19 protein-coding genes and 1 pseudogene are annotated in these 17,461 nt (G+C 28.6%); 5 read left to right on the top strand and 15 right to left on the bottom strand.

Annotated elements, in window-relative coordinates; all coding sequences use genetic code 11:
- Positions 1-24 precede the first annotated feature (24 nt).
- Both HMPREF3108_RS08275 and HMPREF3108_RS08280 read right to left on the bottom strand, forming a co-directional pair.
- On the bottom strand, positions 25-537 hold the full coding sequence (locus HMPREF3108_RS08275) for a GNAT family N-acetyltransferase (protein ID WP_070494456.1): 513 nt from the start codon (positions 535-537) through the stop codon (positions 25-27).
- Between the two features lie 128 nt (positions 538-665).
- Positions 666-1,214 (bottom strand): DUF6609 family protein, encoded by a 549-nt coding sequence (locus HMPREF3108_RS08280; protein WP_070494459.1) that lies wholly within the window; start codon positions 1,212-1,214, stop codon positions 666-668.
- A 286-nt stretch (positions 1,215-1,500) separates the two neighbouring features.
- On the opposite strand from HMPREF3108_RS08280, the gene HMPREF3108_RS08285 reads away from it, so the two are divergent.
- The 3 genes from HMPREF3108_RS08285 to HMPREF3108_RS08295 all read left to right on the top strand — a co-directional run bounded on the left by HMPREF3108_RS08285 (position 1,501) and on the right by HMPREF3108_RS08295 (position 2,967).
- Complete coding sequence (locus HMPREF3108_RS08285) at positions 1,501-1,953, top strand: DUF3290 family protein (RefSeq protein ID WP_008808395.1); 453 nt, start codon at positions 1,501-1,503, stop codon at positions 1,951-1,953.
- The gene (locus tag HMPREF3108_RS08290) at positions 1,950-2,582 is read left to right on the top strand and encodes a DUF421 domain-containing protein (protein WP_008808394.1); all 633 of its coding nucleotides are present in this window, start codon (positions 1,950-1,952) and stop codon (positions 2,580-2,582) included. Before HMPREF3108_RS08285 ends, HMPREF3108_RS08290 begins: the two co-directional genes overlap by 4 nt.
- A 181-nt stretch (positions 2,583-2,763) precedes the next feature.
- On the top strand, positions 2,764-2,967 hold the full coding sequence (locus HMPREF3108_RS08295; RefSeq protein ID WP_008808393.1) for a CsbD family protein: 204 nt from the start codon (positions 2,764-2,766) through the stop codon (positions 2,965-2,967).
- A 351-nt stretch (positions 2,968-3,318) separates the two neighbouring features.
- Here HMPREF3108_RS08295 and HMPREF3108_RS08300 read toward each other — a convergent pair whose 3' ends face one another.
- The 13 genes from HMPREF3108_RS08300 to HMPREF3108_RS08355 all read right to left on the bottom strand — a co-directional run bounded on the left by HMPREF3108_RS08300 (position 3,319) and on the right by HMPREF3108_RS08355 (position 16,596).
- The gene (locus tag HMPREF3108_RS08300) at positions 3,319-4,038 is read right to left on the bottom strand and encodes a hypothetical protein (protein WP_008808392.1); all 720 of its coding nucleotides are present in this window, start codon (positions 4,036-4,038) and stop codon (positions 3,319-3,321) included.
- A complete protein-coding gene (locus HMPREF3108_RS08305; RefSeq protein WP_008808391.1) occupies positions 4,031-4,711 on the bottom strand; it encodes an ATP-binding cassette domain-containing protein in 681 nt (226 codons plus the stop codon). The genes HMPREF3108_RS08300 and HMPREF3108_RS08305 overlap by 8 nt, the downstream gene beginning before the upstream one ends.
- A gap of 56 nt (positions 4,712-4,767) precedes the next feature.
- A complete protein-coding gene (locus tag HMPREF3108_RS08310; RefSeq protein WP_048778147.1) occupies positions 4,768-7,173 on the bottom strand; it encodes a hypothetical protein in 2,406 nt (801 codons plus the stop codon).
- The gene (locus HMPREF3108_RS08315) at positions 7,173-8,249 is read right to left on the bottom strand and encodes a M20/M25/M40 family metallo-hydrolase (protein WP_048778144.1); all 1,077 of its coding nucleotides are present in this window, start codon (positions 8,247-8,249) and stop codon (positions 7,173-7,175) included. Before HMPREF3108_RS08315 ends, HMPREF3108_RS08310 begins: the two co-directional genes overlap by 1 nt.
- A 19-nt stretch (positions 8,250-8,268) precedes the next feature.
- Positions 8,269-9,012, bottom strand: a complete 744-nt coding sequence (locus HMPREF3108_RS08320; RefSeq protein ID WP_048778142.1) for a hypothetical protein — start codon at positions 9,010-9,012, stop codon at positions 8,269-8,271.
- Positions 9,013-9,831, bottom strand: a complete 819-nt coding sequence (locus HMPREF3108_RS08325) for a nitroreductase family protein (protein WP_048778139.1) — start codon at positions 9,829-9,831, stop codon at positions 9,013-9,015.
- Positions 9,818-10,663, bottom strand: coding sequence for a thiopeptide-type bacteriocin biosynthesis protein (locus tag HMPREF3108_RS08330; RefSeq protein WP_048778137.1), 846 nt, complete (start codon positions 10,661-10,663; stop codon positions 9,818-9,820). The genes HMPREF3108_RS08325 and HMPREF3108_RS08330 overlap by 14 nt, the downstream gene beginning before the upstream one ends.
- A 10-nt stretch (positions 10,664-10,673) precedes the next feature.
- Positions 10,674-12,347 (bottom strand): YcaO-like family protein, encoded by a 1,674-nt coding sequence (locus tag HMPREF3108_RS08335; protein WP_061601554.1) that lies wholly within the window; start codon positions 12,345-12,347, stop codon positions 10,674-10,676.
- A gap of 14 nt (positions 12,348-12,361) precedes the next feature.
- Positions 12,362-13,003 carry a hypothetical protein gene (locus HMPREF3108_RS08340; protein ID WP_176744527.1) on the bottom strand — a complete coding sequence of 214 codons (642 nt, stop codon included), beginning with the start codon at positions 13,001-13,003 and terminating at the stop codon, positions 12,362-12,364.
- Positions 12,987-13,925, bottom strand: coding sequence for a hypothetical protein (locus HMPREF3108_RS08345; protein WP_048778129.1), 939 nt, complete (start codon positions 13,923-13,925; stop codon positions 12,987-12,989). Before HMPREF3108_RS08345 ends, HMPREF3108_RS08340 begins: the two co-directional genes overlap by 17 nt.
- Before the next feature lie 70 nt (positions 13,926-13,995).
- Positions 13,996-14,166: a thiopeptide-type bacteriocin gene (locus HMPREF3108_RS10705; protein ID WP_103344441.1), complete on the bottom strand. Its 171-nt coding sequence runs from the start codon at positions 14,164-14,166 to the stop codon at positions 13,996-13,998.
- A 354-nt stretch (positions 14,167-14,520) separates the two neighbouring features.
- Positions 14,521-15,786: a sensor histidine kinase gene (locus HMPREF3108_RS08350; RefSeq protein ID WP_065428750.1), complete on the bottom strand. Its 1,266-nt coding sequence runs from the start codon at positions 15,784-15,786 to the stop codon at positions 14,521-14,523.
- A 75-nt stretch (positions 15,787-15,861) separates the two neighbouring features.
- Positions 15,862-16,596: a response regulator transcription factor gene (locus HMPREF3108_RS08355; RefSeq protein ID WP_048778123.1), complete on the bottom strand. Its 735-nt coding sequence runs from the start codon at positions 16,594-16,596 to the stop codon at positions 15,862-15,864.
- A 155-nt stretch (positions 16,597-16,751) separates the two neighbouring features.
- Here HMPREF3108_RS08355 and HMPREF3108_RS08360 point away from each other — a divergent pair, with 155 nt between their 5' ends.
- Positions 16,752-17,099 (top strand): hypothetical protein, encoded by a 348-nt coding sequence (locus HMPREF3108_RS08360; RefSeq protein ID WP_048778121.1) that lies wholly within the window; start codon positions 16,752-16,754, stop codon positions 17,097-17,099.
- Between the two features lie 172 nt (positions 17,100-17,271).
- Positions 17,272-17,397 (top strand): annotated as a pseudogene (locus HMPREF3108_RS10515) (integrase); the annotation flags it as partial.
- Positions 17,398-17,461 lie beyond the last annotated feature (64 nt).

Below are 17,461 nucleotides of genomic sequence, written 5' to 3' on the forward strand. Positions count from 1 at the left end.
GTCAGTAAACTGGAAATGATGATATTATGGTCTCGTTATCTCAAATACTGCTGTATGAACCCACACATTATGAATTTGTAAGTCATTTTCTATAATCTTACTAAATGTAAAACCATTTTTTAAAAGTACTCTCTTAGAGGCCAGATTATCCGTTGCCGTTCCCGCAATAATTCTATTTAAACCATAATTATTAAACGCCTTGTCTAAAACGAGTCTAACCGCTTCGCTGGCATAACCTAAATTAGTGTAATTTTCTCCAATCCTATATCCAAGTTCCGCTATTTTTTGATCATTCCCTAAAACACTTAAATTGATTCTTCCGATCATTACGCCTTGCGCGTCTCTAATAAGATGCATGTAGACATCCCGATTCGTTTGTTCCGTTAGCAATTCCCTTGTAATTTCTTTAAAGCCTTCTGAATCAAAATAGTTATCTGGTCTAGGAGGTAAATTCTGCTCAAAATACTCCCGATTTTCTTTTTCAAAAGAATAGACATCTAGACTATTTTCTTCAGAAAGTAGCTCTAAACTTATCAATGTAAAGCACCTCCCATCATTATCTACATCCATATTTTCTGATGTTTACCCAAAAAAATACCTCTATTGTTTTGCTAATTCTTCATATATCTCAAATAATTTTGCAACAGTACACTATGAACTATGCCTTACCTCTGTTTTGATGGCTTTGAAAAAAATAATAAATATATTCCAAATACAAACTTAATTGCTGAGTCAATATATGCGATCACTTCTAATGGAATATCCGTAAAAATATATCCTACAGAAATATTAATGACACAAATAAGACCTAAAAATATCATTGATTTTCCATGTACAAAATAATACGGAAAAAAATGTAGTGCGGTTGCCATTAATGCACCCAACCAAATCAATCTCCAATTTTCAGTCGCAAAAAAAGGACCACCTAGTAAAAACATTAAAATAAATAGTAAAAAAATAGCATATAAAGATACTTTATTTTGAAATGTATTTGAAGAACCGTTGGATAATCTATTCAATACTTTTTTATTCATATTGATTGAGAAAAAACTAATAACATACCCAATACTAAACACTGGCATATTTATTATTTGTTTCCCTCCTGTTAAGGTAGCTACTGAAATAATGACAGCTACTACCATTAACCATAGTCCACATGCTCTCTTATAATTAAATTCTAACTTTTCATCTTTATTGTAATTTAAAAAAGCCATAAATACCCCCAGCAACATCAAATAAATTATTTCTCTTATTATACCACTAGATTATTATTTATTTAAAAATTTTGTGATAGAGTGAGGATATTATAACATCGTCACAATTAATAAGTCAAAACACCAATATTTCAATCATAAAAATCATGTTGATTTTTGGACAGAAGATGAATTTCGAAAAGTAATACAATCCCTTGATGAAGCAAACTACTTTTTCAAATAAATACGTTGATAGAAGTAACAAATTGTTTTATAATAGATTGAATTTAAAAAAGGGAGAAATCTTATGAAATTCTATTCATATGACTATGTTCTCAGTCAGATTAGTCAACAGAATTGGACCATGATTATTGTGTCGACATTCTTAGTGATTGTGACTGGATTCTTTGCATTTAAGGCTTTCAAAGATAAAAGAGGGAGTAAGTTCCGTGAATTATCGCTCATTTCTATTTTGACGTTAATTGCTTTTGTATTGATTAGCATTACGAATTTTCAAAACAGCCAATCCAATGATAATCAATTTCGTAGTTCCTTACACTTCATCGAGATTGTATCAAAAGAGTTAGGTGTTGATAAAAAAGATATTTATGTCAATACTTCAGCTACTACTGATGGAGCTATTATTAAGGTTGGCGACAATTTTTATCGCGCCATTAGCGGGACTGACCAAGATAGCTATTTACTTGAAAAAATGGACTTATATAAAACAGATGTAGAACTGGTGGAGGTTGAAAAATGATAAGCTTTTTTGCTACAATTGCAATTAAATTGGCCTGGGGGCTTCTTTCTCTTGTTTTTGTTATTAACGTAACAGGAAAAGGAAATTTAGCGCCAAGTTCTGCAGTAGACCAAATACAGAACTTTGTTCTCGGGGGTATTATCGGCGGGGTCATCTACAATAGCTCGATTACCATCCTTCAATATGTCGTCATCCTCATCATCTGGACGATTTTGATTCTGTCACTCAAATGGCTTAATACCAATGTTTACTTCATCAAACATCTGATTGATGGAAAACCAACTATTATCATAAAAAACGGAAAATTAGATCCAGAAGCTTGTCGCTCAAAAGGCCTTTCTGCTTCTGACGTCGCTCTTAAGTTGCGCTCTCAAGGGGTCTTCCAATTGAAAGAAGTCAAAAGAGCCGTCATCGAACAAAATGGCCAACTCATAATCGTTCGAATGGGAGATGAAAATCCTAAGTATCCTATCGTTACCGATGGTGTTGTTCAGATTGAAATTTTAGAGACTATTGGTAAAACTGAAGAATGGTTAATGGATGAACTCAAAAAAGAAGGATTTGACGATGTATCAGATATCTTCATTGCAGAATATGACAAAGGCGAAATCAATGTGGTGACCTATTAACCCATCGTTATTTGCTATCTAATAATGACTCGTTCCTGCTTTCAGAATACCGTAGCAATAATTTGACTTATCATTTTAAAAAGAATATACTCGTAATAATCTGAGATGAATATATTTAATTTTTAAAATCAACTGTATTGAATTCAGAGAAACAAATCATTCACTTAATGGAGGTGACACTATGTCATTAGAAGAAAAATTTAACCAAGCTAAAGGTTCTGTTAAAGAAGGAGTCGGTAAATTAACTGGCGATACAAAAACACAAGCTGAAGGCGTTGCTGAAAAAGTTGCTTCAAAAGCAAAAGAAGTTGCAGAAGACGCTAAAGGTGCAGTTGAAGGAGCTATCGAAGGCGTTAAAAACATTATCAAAAAAGACGATAAATAATCATCGTCTGTCGTTCTTATAAAAAACACTCTTATCCTACGATTCTAGCAGAACTATGGATGAGGGTGTTTTTAAATATTGCTAAGGCATTTGATTTTAGAATATAAGAAAAGCATCCCAATAAGGAGATGCTTGGAATATACGTAAATAAATTTTAACGTTTTGAGTGCTGTGGTTGCCATCCAATCAAACAACATTGAGCAAATATAGCTGATTGTAAAACTCATACACTAGATTGTTCAAAAATTAGTTGTCCATTATGATGAAACTGATCTCCCAAAAGTAATTTTAAAGACCAATTCAGAAATTAACAATCTAAAACTATAAATACGATTGTCATCTATTTAAAATTTATTTATTCATTTTCAGAGATTTTTTATCTGGTATTAATAAATATAATGGCAGTAAATTAATAACAATTGTGAGTACAAATAGCAATACATCCGTAATTTGAATTTCTTTTGACGTTACTAAAGAATTAACTATCTGACTATAATAATATCCTGGAAATATCTTTTGAATTGTACTTACTGTGTTTACAAAATCACTTTCGACAGCTAGGTGAGAGAAAGGAATAATGGTAATTGAAGCAAGTACAATAATAGGAAAGCTAATAGTATCAATAACTTTAGAATCAACACGAACTCCAATTACAAAACCAATAAAACTAAAGTACATTCCCATAAACATTAATAAAATAAACTGATAGATTAACAAATTGCTAAATGGCAATCTAAAAAATATGGTTGCAACTAAAGTTACTACCGCAAAAATCAATCCGTTCAACAAGACCTGAACTAAACTTTGACTCAAAAGATAATTAACTATGCTATAATTTGAAAAACTTGATTCTAATTTATAAAACTCTATTTCCGAAGAAATCCTTTTACTAAATGTCGCCAAACTGTTCCCAATTACACCGATAAATACCGCAATACTCAATAAGATATTTGGCATCATATCCCCTTGAAGATTATTCAAAATCATATACCATGTAACTGGAATAAATAAAGTAAAAAGAATAAAACGTTTATTTCTCAATACTTGTTTAAATTGAATAAGACTAATCATGTTTTTCCTCCAAATTACTCAAATCTCGATAATATTGTTCAATTGTTTTTCCTGTCTTATGAATTTCAGCGACAGATTCATCCGCTAAAATATATCCATTTTTTAAAATCAACACCCTTGAAAAAAACTGGTCAATCTGATTGAAATCATGAGTTACAATTACAGATGTACAACTACTATCTTTTAATAATTCCCAAAAATTATCTATAGAAGCCAAATCCATACCAGTTGTTGGTTCATCTAAAAAAAGTAATCTAGGGTTATTTAATAATGATAATAATAAGGACAATCTTCTCTGTTGCCCCCCCGATAAATCACCTACTAGGTCTTTTTTCTTATCTGATAGTTCTACCTTAGAAAGCATTGATTCAACTTCAAAGTCCTTTAGTTTGTTCATATATGCTTTAAGCAAAACTAGTTCTTTTACTGTCAAATCTTTAATCAAAAGATCATCTTGAGGCATCATTCCAATATCATTTTTAAAATCCAATTGAGTTTTTATAAGTCCACTATCGCTCTTTACTTGTCCAGCAATAATTTTAAATAAAGTGGATTTCCCTGCCCCGTTACATCCAAGCAAAGCTATCTTATCGCCTTCCTTAATAGTAAACGAGATATCCTTAAGCACATTCTTTGATCCAAATTTTTTCTTAATATTATGCAATGAAAACATGACTATCTCCTTTGTTTTGATGACTATAAGATAACATTATTCAACATTAATTTTTATCAATTATCAGAATCGGACCCTACTTTATCAGAAACAGTATTATTACTTTCAATAATATATTCAGTTAGGTAATCTTCATCGAAATTAGGGTTTGGCTCCTCAAAAACAATCCAACTAAGATCCTTGATATAATTTTTTAACGCTTCAATTCCTATTGAACTACATAAATTAATATAAATAGGCTTTTCAAACTTGTTTTTAAAATTACAATCTACAGAAAATTCTCTGACAAAAAAGGTTTTTCCACCTAGTAAAGTGTTTAATTTCACGATTAATTCAGTTTTATTTTTAGCTTGATTTATTAGACTATTCAGGTAATCAGTACTAACTAAAGTTTTATCTCTTGCAAGTACAATTTTCTTTTCTCTAAAATATACCATAGGTGCAGTATATACATTCAACGTAGGATTTTCATCATATTTTTTTCTCAAAACTAAGTCCGCAATATCAAAGTACATCCCTCCAGTCAATGATAGACTATTAAACATTGCTAACGTCCTCGGAAGAACCATAGGTGTCATACTACCAAGAAATGAATAGTAGAATTCACTTCCATCTTTTTTTAAAAATTTCAAACGTTTTTGAACTTCATGCCTTTCAACTTTAATATCTCTGTAGTTTATAAAGCTATTGCTAGCCTGAGATTTCAAATTATATATATCAAAAGACTCTTTATCAGGACGGCCATTAGCATTAAAACCGAAATCATATGGTATATCATAAATTTTATCAAAACCAAATTCTTCTTCAAATACTCCTTCTTCAAAGTTATCTTTATAACGATTAGTAAAGATTCCATATCCTTTATAAACATGGTTTATAAATAATTGATTCTGACTAAGTTGAGTAAAGAATGTATACGAATGTTCCAAGTTATAATTGATTTCTTGCGCTTTTTCAAATATCATTTGTATCATATTCTCACTTATAACATATTCATTTTCTTTACTTTCACAAATACTATTGATTATATAATTGATAAGAGGGTATTCATCTAAATTAAAAAATCCAGAGCGAAGTTCACCTAGATTAATATTTTTAAAAATATAATCAGACATTTGTGATAAAAATTGATCCAAATCTTGGAAATCAGCAAAATCCTTTCCAAATGGATAATAAATTCCCATAAATTCCCAAGCTAATTCTTCTACTTTTTTAGAAGCATCAAAGATAGAATAAAATTTACTTAATTGTTCCTTATTTTCAATAAAAATATTAAGAAGTTCCGTTTGATTTTTCGATATTTTTAAATTTGAAGTATATGTATCTATTGTAAGTACAGGGAAATTTAAAGTATCAATTTCAAGTAAATCACATAATGATTTAATTTGTTCTGAACATTGTAAAAAGAAATTGATATTGAATCTCTTATTCAAACTCTTTAGATTATCCTTTATTGATAATAATTTATTTAAGAGACTATCATTAGTAAACTCTATATAATCCATCCATTTAAAATTATTTCCAATGGAAATATCTTCATAAAGTAATATCCCACTGTCTAGAAGTTTAATAACTTCTAACTTAGTAAATAAACTCCTAAGTTCCTGATAACTAACTATTTTATATTTTAATAGATTGTCAATAGAGGAAATTTTCTTGATTTTTAACTCACGTTCTTGGCCCCTAAATATATTTGATAAATTATTATCAAGTAATACTTTAAAAATATAATATTCTGTATCCTCTGATATAATATAGTTTTGATTAACCAAGAATCGAAATTTAAATTTTTCTATGTTTTGTCTTAAAATCTCATAATAAATTCTATTTTCAAGATAACTATGAATTCTTATGACTACTTTATTTTTTGGATTTCTCAGTTGAATACTTTGATCACGATTATATGAAAAACATCCAACTTTACTGACAGTACCAACTCCTCCAGTTTTTAAAGTAAGTTGTGACAAGTAGTGATAAAGTGATATCCACTCTTTATTCTTAAGTCTCTTCTGTGAACCGTTTCTAATCTCATTAATTTTCTTAATGAGATACTCATTTCTAAAAAGTAGAAGATCTTTACTTTCAACTAACTTGGGTAAAGTTTTAATTTGAGAATGGAGCTCCTGTTCTAAGCTATCTTCTATTTCTTGAGCTAATAATTCATTCTTAGCCCTCCTATTATTATACTCTTCACAAGCATAGCTTTTCATAGGAAGAGTATTTTTTATTTCTTTACTTTTTTTTAATTGTCGCTTTATTTTTAAATATTCTTTTGTAACAGTATAGGGAAGCTCTTCTTTTGAAATATAATCTTCAATAAAAGTAATTAGATTTTCTTTTAATAAATTGAGAGCGATCTGATTACTTTTATATTCTTCAATCAAACTATTTATATTATTATTAAAAAAATTCTCTAATAAAACATTTGTGGATTTATCATTTTTCCTGTAGAAAATTTCCATCAGCATTCCTCCAATATATATTTGTATAACTTGAGTGAAGAGTTGATAAACTTTAAATTAGGCTTATAATCACTTGTATGAGTTCGAGATGTTTTAAATTTTAAATAGCTGCCTAAAAATAAATAACATACATCATTCGAAATTTGATCATAATAGCAAAAATCATCTGAAGTAAAACTATCTGGAATCTCTAGAGTCAGAAACATAGAATTGTTCTTTAATTTTTGGTACAAGCTATGACTATTTTGTATGCGCCAATGGTAATTTAAATTTTGCACTTCCATAGATTTAACGATATTAACTCTATTTAACTCGTTTGAAAATTGTTTAAATAACTTTTCTAACTCAAAAATATCATTTAAATTAGACCTTAAAGATAAACTAAAAGTTAAATTAGTTGCCTGAGATCCAATTTGACTGTCCACTGTAAATTCACCAATAGACATATTGATATTTTTATTATTGTTATTAAAAGCTACTATTTTTGCATATAATATATCCCAAACTGATAGAAATTCTTGAATATTGTCTGAATTTCTATCTTTCTCATAAAAACTAATCCTTAACTTATTTGTAATATTATTTGTTAGAGTCTCTCCAGATTTTATTGCTATACTTTCAACGGGAATTTCTGGAGCATTATGTAAACCAAACATTTTATCAATTAAAATGTTTTTTCTTTTTAATATATTAACCAGTGTTAATCCTCCGTTTCCAATTTCTTCTGAGCTTTGATATATAAATAATATTCTTTTTGAGGTCTTTCGCTTACTTAAATAAGCCATAAATTGTAATAAAGAACTCATGTGTAAATCATGTCCACAACCATGGAAAACATTCCCATTAGATAAGCATAACGCATCTAGTTCGGCTCTAAAACCTAAATCGTAATGTTTATTTTCTCCCAATACATTACTATAAATCAACCCTTCTTTTCCTTCATATATAATCTCATATCCTCCAATATTATTGACAATTCGTGAAATTATCTCCCTTGTTTGCACCTCTTGAGAAGATAATTCAGGTGTCTGATGAAGCAAATCATATATTTTTTTACCGTACTCGAACAAATCCATAACTACTCCACTCCTTATACTATACTAATGGTAGCTCCTCACTTAACACTACATTACTATCTTTATTTAAAATTAATTTTCTATTGTGTAAAGGAGATAATGATAGCAAATAGTTACTTATTCTTTCAATAATCATTCCCGCAATCAACTCTTCTCGAAAACTATTAATATTTAATAATGCACTTTCAGTAAAAACTGTTTCAATATCGGTATTAAATAAAATCTCCTTTAAGTTATATTCTAGAAGATGGGATTTCTTAATAAACGGCCCTACGGAATTAATTACACCTGTCTGTACAAAATATAAATAGTCATAAGTACGTAGATAGTCTACAATCTCTATTAAATTATCTTCTTTAATAGAATCTAAAATAACTATCGCTTCCTTTTTACCAAATTTATTTTTTAATACAGTTTGTCTGGATATACTTTTTCCCGAAATTGATACTCTCTCCAACTGTGTATCTTGTAACCATTTAAATAGATGAACACTAAAATCTACTGCATTTCTTTCAGCTTGTGAGATTTCATGAATATTTTTCTTTAATTGATTTAAAAACTTATATTCAGTATCTGATACAGTTAGTTTCTGGTGAAATAATATCTCTAGTTTATTAAATAGAATCTTCTTACTATCTTCATTAAAAGAATTAGTAATTGCACACCTAAACAAAATTTTATCTAACAACCGATTTTTAATAATTAAAGTGTCACCGCCAGTAATTAATACCTCAAAAAAAGGATTGATTTTTTCTTTAACCATTTAAAACGCCACTCCATAAATAACAATATCATCTTGACTGTCTGACAATCCAATTGCTTCCTTAGTCACATCTGACAATATTCCCCCATTAGGTAGGGATTTTTTCCCCATTGCTGTAGAAACTAATTGAAGATTTTGACCTATATGACCAGCTTCAATCATCGCTAATTGCCTAGAATAATACTTATATTTCTTGAAACTATGTTTTAAATTCATATCTAAAACAATAGCAAAAGAAAGTTTTTTGGTTTCTTCGCTAATTTCCTTATTAAAATGAGAAATAGCAAAAATCTCCTCAAATTTAAAATTCACTTGATCTATTTCGCTAATCATCCCTAAATCTGCATGTATTTTATAGGAGTGATTTTTTTTAAAATATCCCATATCCTTATTAACAATAATAAATATCTTTATTGGATATTGTGCTCCTCCCGAAGGATAACTCCTTAGTGGTATATATTCATCTTTATAGACCTTATTTCTACGTCCATCACTAATTGCTTTATTAATAAGAAATAAAAGTTCCTCCTCTGACCACTCACTGTCTAAATGTTCTACTGGAGTTGATCTTCGAGCTTCAAGAGAAAATGTTAAACTATCCTTAATTTCAATTCTTGAACCATCAATATTCCAAAAACTTTTTGTCAAATTTGTCGAATCTTCCTGCGGTAATGATTTTTCAAACTTCAAATTTAAATTACCAGTAGGAGCAAAATTCATTAACCATCCACTAAAATTCTGTGCATCTCTAAGATTTTGTCTCACCAGATATTTATAATCATGTTTTTTATTTATATAATATTTTTTATTCAAAATCATAATTTACTTTTCCTTCTAAGAAGCTATAACATGCTAGTTCCGTCGAAATATTTACACCTAGACGATTAGCAAACATATGAAGATGTGAAAATAATACACTATCAGCATAATCGTGATCAAAGTTGAAAATAACGCTGTATAAATCACCTAATTTCTCAATAAATTCTTCCAATAATGGTTGTAGGTGCAACTCACTTGCCAACATATGAATTTTAGACATTTCTTGTTCATCAAGACTCTGTTCCACTCCAAGATTACGCCAGAATCGTCCTCCTAATGAATAAAACTTTCCAATAAATTCTTCACTTGGTAAGTTAGTTTTTGTAATTTCTGTTATAAAATAATAAAAAATAATAATCTTTTTAAGAGATGATAACTTTAAATTCAATAATTTATTTGTTAATTTTGATGAAATACAAAATAGCTTTTCACTATATCCAATTAAGTCCCACCCCCCATATCTATCTAGTTCAGGTTTATAGGGTATTTCTACTATTGACATATTTTCATACCAAGGCATTTGTTTGACATCAATTTTTTCCCCGTCAGTGAAGGTTTCTAAATAGTACTCTTCTTTGTTCAACTCAATATTTCTTATATATGGATACTGTTTAATAGTATTCTGAATCGCCATTTTAAGAATAACTTCAATTCTCTGAGATGCATTTTCTTGGATACGAACTCTCAGATGAGGACCTCCTTCCCAGTATCTAATAAAAAATAATTTTTCTTTTTCTTCATCATTCAAATGACTATAAATATACATAATTACCGAATCAAATACTGAATAGTCCCATAAAAACATATGATAGGATTTCCAATTTGTATTCATAACTTCTCTCCTATGGGAATGGATGGGGGCGTCGATTAAATTGACAGATAACATCTAAATTTAATAGTTTGCGTGATTTGTTAATGTTAGAAAGACTAATTCTAAGATTACCTGCTCCAAAAGTCATTGGTAAAAATTCTGGCATGATAGCTTTAACTACAAACAATTTATTGTCTGCCATTTCTTTTGAAGTTAAATTAGCGAAAATAATTCTCTTATAATCTTTAAGTGTTGTGTTCAGTAAATGATTCAAGATTTCTTCTTGACTATGATATTTTGCCAATAAATTGTTTTCTCTATCAGTAAATTTTTCAAAGTTCTTTACAAAATCAAATTCAAATGTATTTAATGGATTCGCATAGTAATCAATATGATCATCTATCGTTGAAATATTCTCTGGAATAGATGGTGCTTCTTCATGGTAATTCTCCTGTACCAAATAACCAACAGATACCTCCATCAGTGCCGCTTTAACTGCTTCATCAACACTGAATCCTGCACCTGCAGAAGTATAAGTTGAAATAGAAGTTCCCTCTTGCTTATTAGTAATTAGCCCCCAAACAACATATACATCTTCAAATACAGATATTTCAAATAAATTAATCCTTGCCCCCTTCTCACTTACTCTTTTAATAACACTCATTTCTTTAGTAGAAAGGTAATTCTCATAATTCTCTATTCTTCTTCCCGGTACATTCCCATACCAGGTCATTAAGAAACTGTGCCTTTCAATTAACTCTAATAATGCACAAATCATCGCTTCAGTATAAGTTGAACCCAGTGCCACCCCGTTAGAACTATCATTCATATCCCTAATATAGCCTTCACGACTTGGATTATTACCGTAATATACCAAATCTTCAGGAACATAAATTTCATTTCCGGTTCGAATATCCTGTGCTAAGGTCCAATATAGTTTTGAATCATTTGTTAATTGTGATCCTTCTTCTAACGTGATTTCATCTAATGGTAAAGTATAAAAATTATTTTTTAATTCATTATAGCTAAAACATTTTGTATTATTTTCAAAAGCGTAACAATAAAACTCAGATGCAAATCTTTCTACTGCTTCCAAACTAGCAATATGCTTTGCAGTTAAGAAATCAAATGACCTCCCGTATCCATAATTAAATTGATTATAACTTGGCGTTTTATATTCGTACGCTACACCTGTAAAGGGCGCTGCGGCTGGATCTAAATGATATCTCCCAAAAGTATGATAGGATAAAAATTTTTGTGCTGATTTACCAATATCTGATAACCTATTTACCCTAAAACTATCACTAGAATTAATCGTATTAACTTCCTTGCTAATTTTATCCAGTAGATTATTTGTATCCTTTAAGCTCAGGAACTCTTGCTTAATAAAATTAAAGCCATCTAATTTTTTTCCCTCATCAGAAAATAGACTAACATCATTGTCAAGTTCTGATTCATCAATATATTTATCATAGTTAGTTGAAGTATCTAAATAATCAAATTGACCATCATAATAGAATTTAAACCAATGATTAACTTTCAATGTTTTCAACACTTGAATAAAAAAGTTAATATCTGACAATAGATTATCATTTTGTTTAATCACAATTAATCCATTAGGGACCGAGAGAGCAAGAGTTTCTTGCTTTACCAATTCAGTAATTTCTTGCCAATTTAATACTTTATTATAATTTTTATATCTCATTACTTATTACCTTTTTATCTAATTATTAAGCAACTATATTGATCAAATAGTATAACTTCCTCAATTTTGAGTTCTTTTGAAGTTATACCCTCGATTTCTATATCTTTATGATCTTTAATTTTCTTAAACTGTTCAATATACTCTTCTTTCTCCTCCGGATTATCAAAGATTTTTGTACGATTCTTATGCCTAAAGATAATACAATTGTCAGTATTATCTGTATTTAAAAATTTTTTATATTTATCAAAATCTTTTTCATCAACAATAATATCTAACATTTCATATGGTAATATCAATCTTAAAAAATATTTGATGTAGATGTTCTGCAAATTTTTATCCATTAATACAATATTTTTGTAATTAATATTAAACAGAGGATATTGATCAGTCGACATATCCGTAATATTATTAAGACTCAATAGTGAACCAAAATTAAGCTCCAATTTTTCGATTAATACTTTTTTTTCGAGAAATGAATATGATTTATGAAAGTTGTTACTCCAACTAAATTTTTTTACATTAACATATTTTTTACTATTATTTCCCTTAATTGCTACTATTTTTTTATTTGGTAAGCTTTCAATATTGTTTACATTATTTACAGTAACAAGCTTAGCCCCATCTAATATCATCAATCTATTATCTTTTTTCTGCATTAACATATTTTTCACTCTCCCATCTAATGCTTTCCTTGATTTGTGTTTCCCAATTTATTCCAAAATATTTCTCAATTTGCTCCACAGCTAAAAATATTATACGGTTTCGCCTATTCATGCTAATCCCCAGTAATGGTAAAATTTTAAAGAAAATTCCCATTACTATTCTATAAAAATAAAAAAACGAATCTTTAGTGTATCTACGAAGTAATAGTTTATTATTAAATACTGTTTGATGAAATTTTGAATATTCAAGATTTACTGAACTATTTTTAAAAAATGTATAAGGGTTTGGTAATACACTAAAATCTAACTCTTGTTGGTTTTCGGATAACATCTTAATCTCTTCCTGCAAAACATCATAGAGATTTTTAATGATGGTCACTTCCCTGTTTACAAAAATTTTATCTAAATTATCGACATGCGTGATTTTATTCTGTATTTTCAAAAATGTCTCATTACTTGCGATAGATTTTATTTGAGATAAATAATAAAGATAATTGGAATAGAAAGAAAGATACCCATGTGTAATCCCATCTTTATGTACAGAAGCAACAGTATCCAAAATCTGACAAATAAGGTAATCTTGTTCAGTAGTTTTACGATTCCAATATTCTGACTCTTGAATAAATTGTGCAATTGCCTCAAAAATTTTTGAATAAAAATTTAAAAATAATTTTTCGTTTTTGCACCAAGGAAAATCAATATTATAGTTATAGTTTTCAGATGAAATTTCACAAACATCAGCATCTGAAACCATATCAATTAAACTTATAGGCTTTTCGCTTATGAATGATAAAAAATTGTTCGATGCATTTTTTTCCAGCAAATAAACATTACTATTGAAAGCATTATTAAAATATTTTTTTTGAAAACTATTTATATCCATACTTGAATTAAAAATTACTTTATATTTTTTCATTGTTTTCCTTTCAACTCATTCAACAATCAAAATAAAGGGGAAGATAATTCCTCCCTCTACTTTGATTATGTTATGCACAACATGAAGATGAGCCACATGTACTTGTCACTTTACATGAACTGCTACCACTACTTGCTGCTGCTGACGACACCAAATCTGATTCGTCTAAATCTAAAATTGAGAGATCAAGTTGTGAAATTTCTTCCAATGCTGCTGCTTGTTCTTTGTCTAAATGTTTCATATTATTTCCTTCCAATCACTATGTATTATTCTTTATTTTTTCTGTAACAAATCTTTAGCTATACATTTTAACCATCTCCTTTATTCTATTTACCAGCTCCAACTGACAAATAAATTATAAAATATTTACTCAATAAAATTTATTTTTTTCATAACTTGTTCAAGAAAAATCATTATGCCAAGGAAATATTATTATAAATCCAGATTATGATAGAAAAGCGACTGTTTTTGATAAATTATCTAATATTATTTGAAAATTGTTATTATATCTTTATCAAATAAAAAAGAGGTGTAGCTCATGAATTGGTGGAAAATCTTTGGAAGTCACTAAAAAATATAAAAAAACTACAGATAACTAAATCTGTAGTTTTTTTTGTATTTCTATTGTCTGTCTAAACACATATGAAAAACTTTGAGTTCTAATAGATGCACTAGGATACTTATCTAAAATTTGTGTCACTTTATATAACCCTATCCCTCGTTCTTCACCTTTTGTTGAAAAACCATTTTTAAAAATATTATTCCTATTTACACTTTCCTCCCTTGTCTTATTTTCAACTATAAAATAAAATCTATCATTATGAGAAAAAATAGCAATGTTAATTTCCGGATCTTTTGATAATAATGTTGCTTCTATGGCATTATCTAAAAGAATTGAAATAATTGTAATAAAATCTAGCAATTCAAATGAATATAAATCTTGCCTACCATCCACCTCTATAGCAATTTCAACCCCCTTATTATAAGCCTCAAGTAATTTTGCTGATAAGACACTTTTTAGGGCAGTGTTTTCAATTTTGGAAAGATTAGCAATATCGTATTTTCTATCCGAAAAATCTTTTACGGTTTTTGATAAAACTGTATCATATACATTCTGAATAGATGCTATATCGTTTAACTCAATACCTGATTTTATACTTGTAATAATGTTTATATAGTCATGCCTAAATAATCGTATCTCCTCATATAAGGACTCAATATGACTACTATATTTTTCTAAGTTCTGAACTTGGTTATCTTTCTGCTCTTTCAACTCTCTATCAATCTCATCAGTGATCTTAGAATGCAAAAAAATTAGCATAATCAGAAAGTAAATAACGTATATCCCTACTAAATTCTCTCTTAATTTAAGTGCATTTGGAATCACGTCTGTAAAAATAGAAAAAATTTGAAGCAATATAAAATAAAATGCCATTGAAATATCAAATGTTAACAAATAATATTTTAATTGATTTTTAGAAAACCCAATTTGCAAATTTTTAAAGTCGATCTGGATAGTTTTGGTCAAATAATAAAATGTTGGGAATATTAACAGTTCAATCAATAGTGATAATACCGGAAATTTATTTGTAATATTTATTGATACACCAAACATCGGTAATAAATCAAATGCAATAACCCTACTAAATAAACTTTCGACAACTACTGGATATAGACCAAAAAATACAGCTAATGTTCGATTACTAAATTTATTTTTATATAATGAGTAAATTAACCAAAATAATAATGAAGAAAAATATCCTATTGGTGGAACAATATAAAATAATACTCTAAAAATGATTGGTAATAGAAAATAAAGATAAAAACGTACCTTGTCCCCTGTAATTTGTTGATATAGCATTAAAACTACGATAGTATGAACAACAAATGTTATTTCTTCAAGCAAAAAATTATTGATATACAAAGTTAAAACCTTTTAAAAATCTAACCTTTCCTTGAGTTTCTTTAATTTAGTCTTAGAAACTAAGCAACTTTCTCCATTTTCAAATAGAATTAGCTTGTTTTCCTTATCAATCTTACTAATGTTTTCAGGATTTACGACAAATGACTTGTGACATCTGTATAACCTATTATCCGTTTTTTCAATCTCAGAAATTCCAGCATAAAATTCTAATCTTTCATCTATCGTATGCATAATAACCTTATGCACAGTAGGCGATGTTTCAAAATAAAGAATTTTATTAAATGGAACTTGGACACGAGATAGTGATGTTTCGAATTTAAAAGAATCATGAGCAACAGTACTTCCATTTTTTTCCAATGTATATTCAATCGCTGATTTTACTCTTTCATAAAAATGAAGATCACCAAGTGCCTTATCAATAAAATCCAAAGCACTAACTTTATATCTAAATGTTAATGGCATAAACTCAGAATGGGTAGTCACAAAGACAATAGTTGCATTGGGATCGAGCTTTCTAATTTGATAAGCAAGCTCCAATCCTTTTTTCTCTTCATCCTTGATCTCAATATCTAAAAAAAATAACTGATGAGAGCCTCTCTCAGTTATCTCTGCTAATAATTGAGATGGCCTTCCAAAAATATCAAACTTATTAATTTTTAAATTTTCATCTTTTATCACCTTATAAATAATAGTCTCTATGCGAGACTGTTGTAGTAATTCGTCTTCCAAAACATAAATGTTAAGCATCTTTATTCCCTCCAACTATATAAATAGGCGTTTACATTATGACAATATACTGACCAATTATGATAATACGATATTTTATTTTTAATTTATTTTATCATAATTATAAAACAATAGAATGAGAGGCAAAAAATATTTTCTGTCTAAAAATAATTAAATTGATAATTAAAATCAACAATTTATGTAAAAAATATTCATTAAAATATCAAATATTGCCTAACAAAAAAGCTATTAAAGTATTTAAGGATACAAATAATAGCTTATATTTTATCATAATTCTCTCCCAAAATACAGTGGATACTAAAATAGGTAGAATAAAGAACACTAACACTACTGATTATAAATCAATCATTCTTCTTACCAAGAAAATAAAGTACGAGAAACTCTTTTCTGGCCATTTAGAATTATATGGTGCAATTGATTTAGCAGAAGATCTAGATGTATTAATGAAAGAAATTAACGAATACCTAACTGAGTGGTTAAAATTCACAACTAAAAGCTTATAAGTAACATCAAAATAACAAAAAATTTGACTCCATTAATTAAGATTTCATCTGATAAATGGAGTCTTTTATTATACATAATGGTTTAACCATTTAGTTAGAATTTCAAGGTAATTAGGAACTACGTAAATTATAGTATCGAACCAGTCTGACGAAGATACCCTGAACTGTAGTTTCGCTTGAGGAAATTTCTGAAGCACTCACTCATAGTGATACGATTACAACTAAGACTTATGTCAACACTTCAAACGTAATCCCAATGGCTGTTGGAGAAATTGCCTTTCGTAATCTTAAGAAGTAATGGTGTGAATTTTGCTAAAAATCATCAAAAAAATACTCCATGGTGTGAACCATGAAGTGTTTCG

Origin of the sequence: Streptococcus sp. HMSC10A01 (assembly GCF_001807785.1) — a bacterium.
GTDB lineage: Bacteria > Bacillota > Bacilli > Lactobacillales > Streptococcaceae > Streptococcus > Streptococcus gordonii.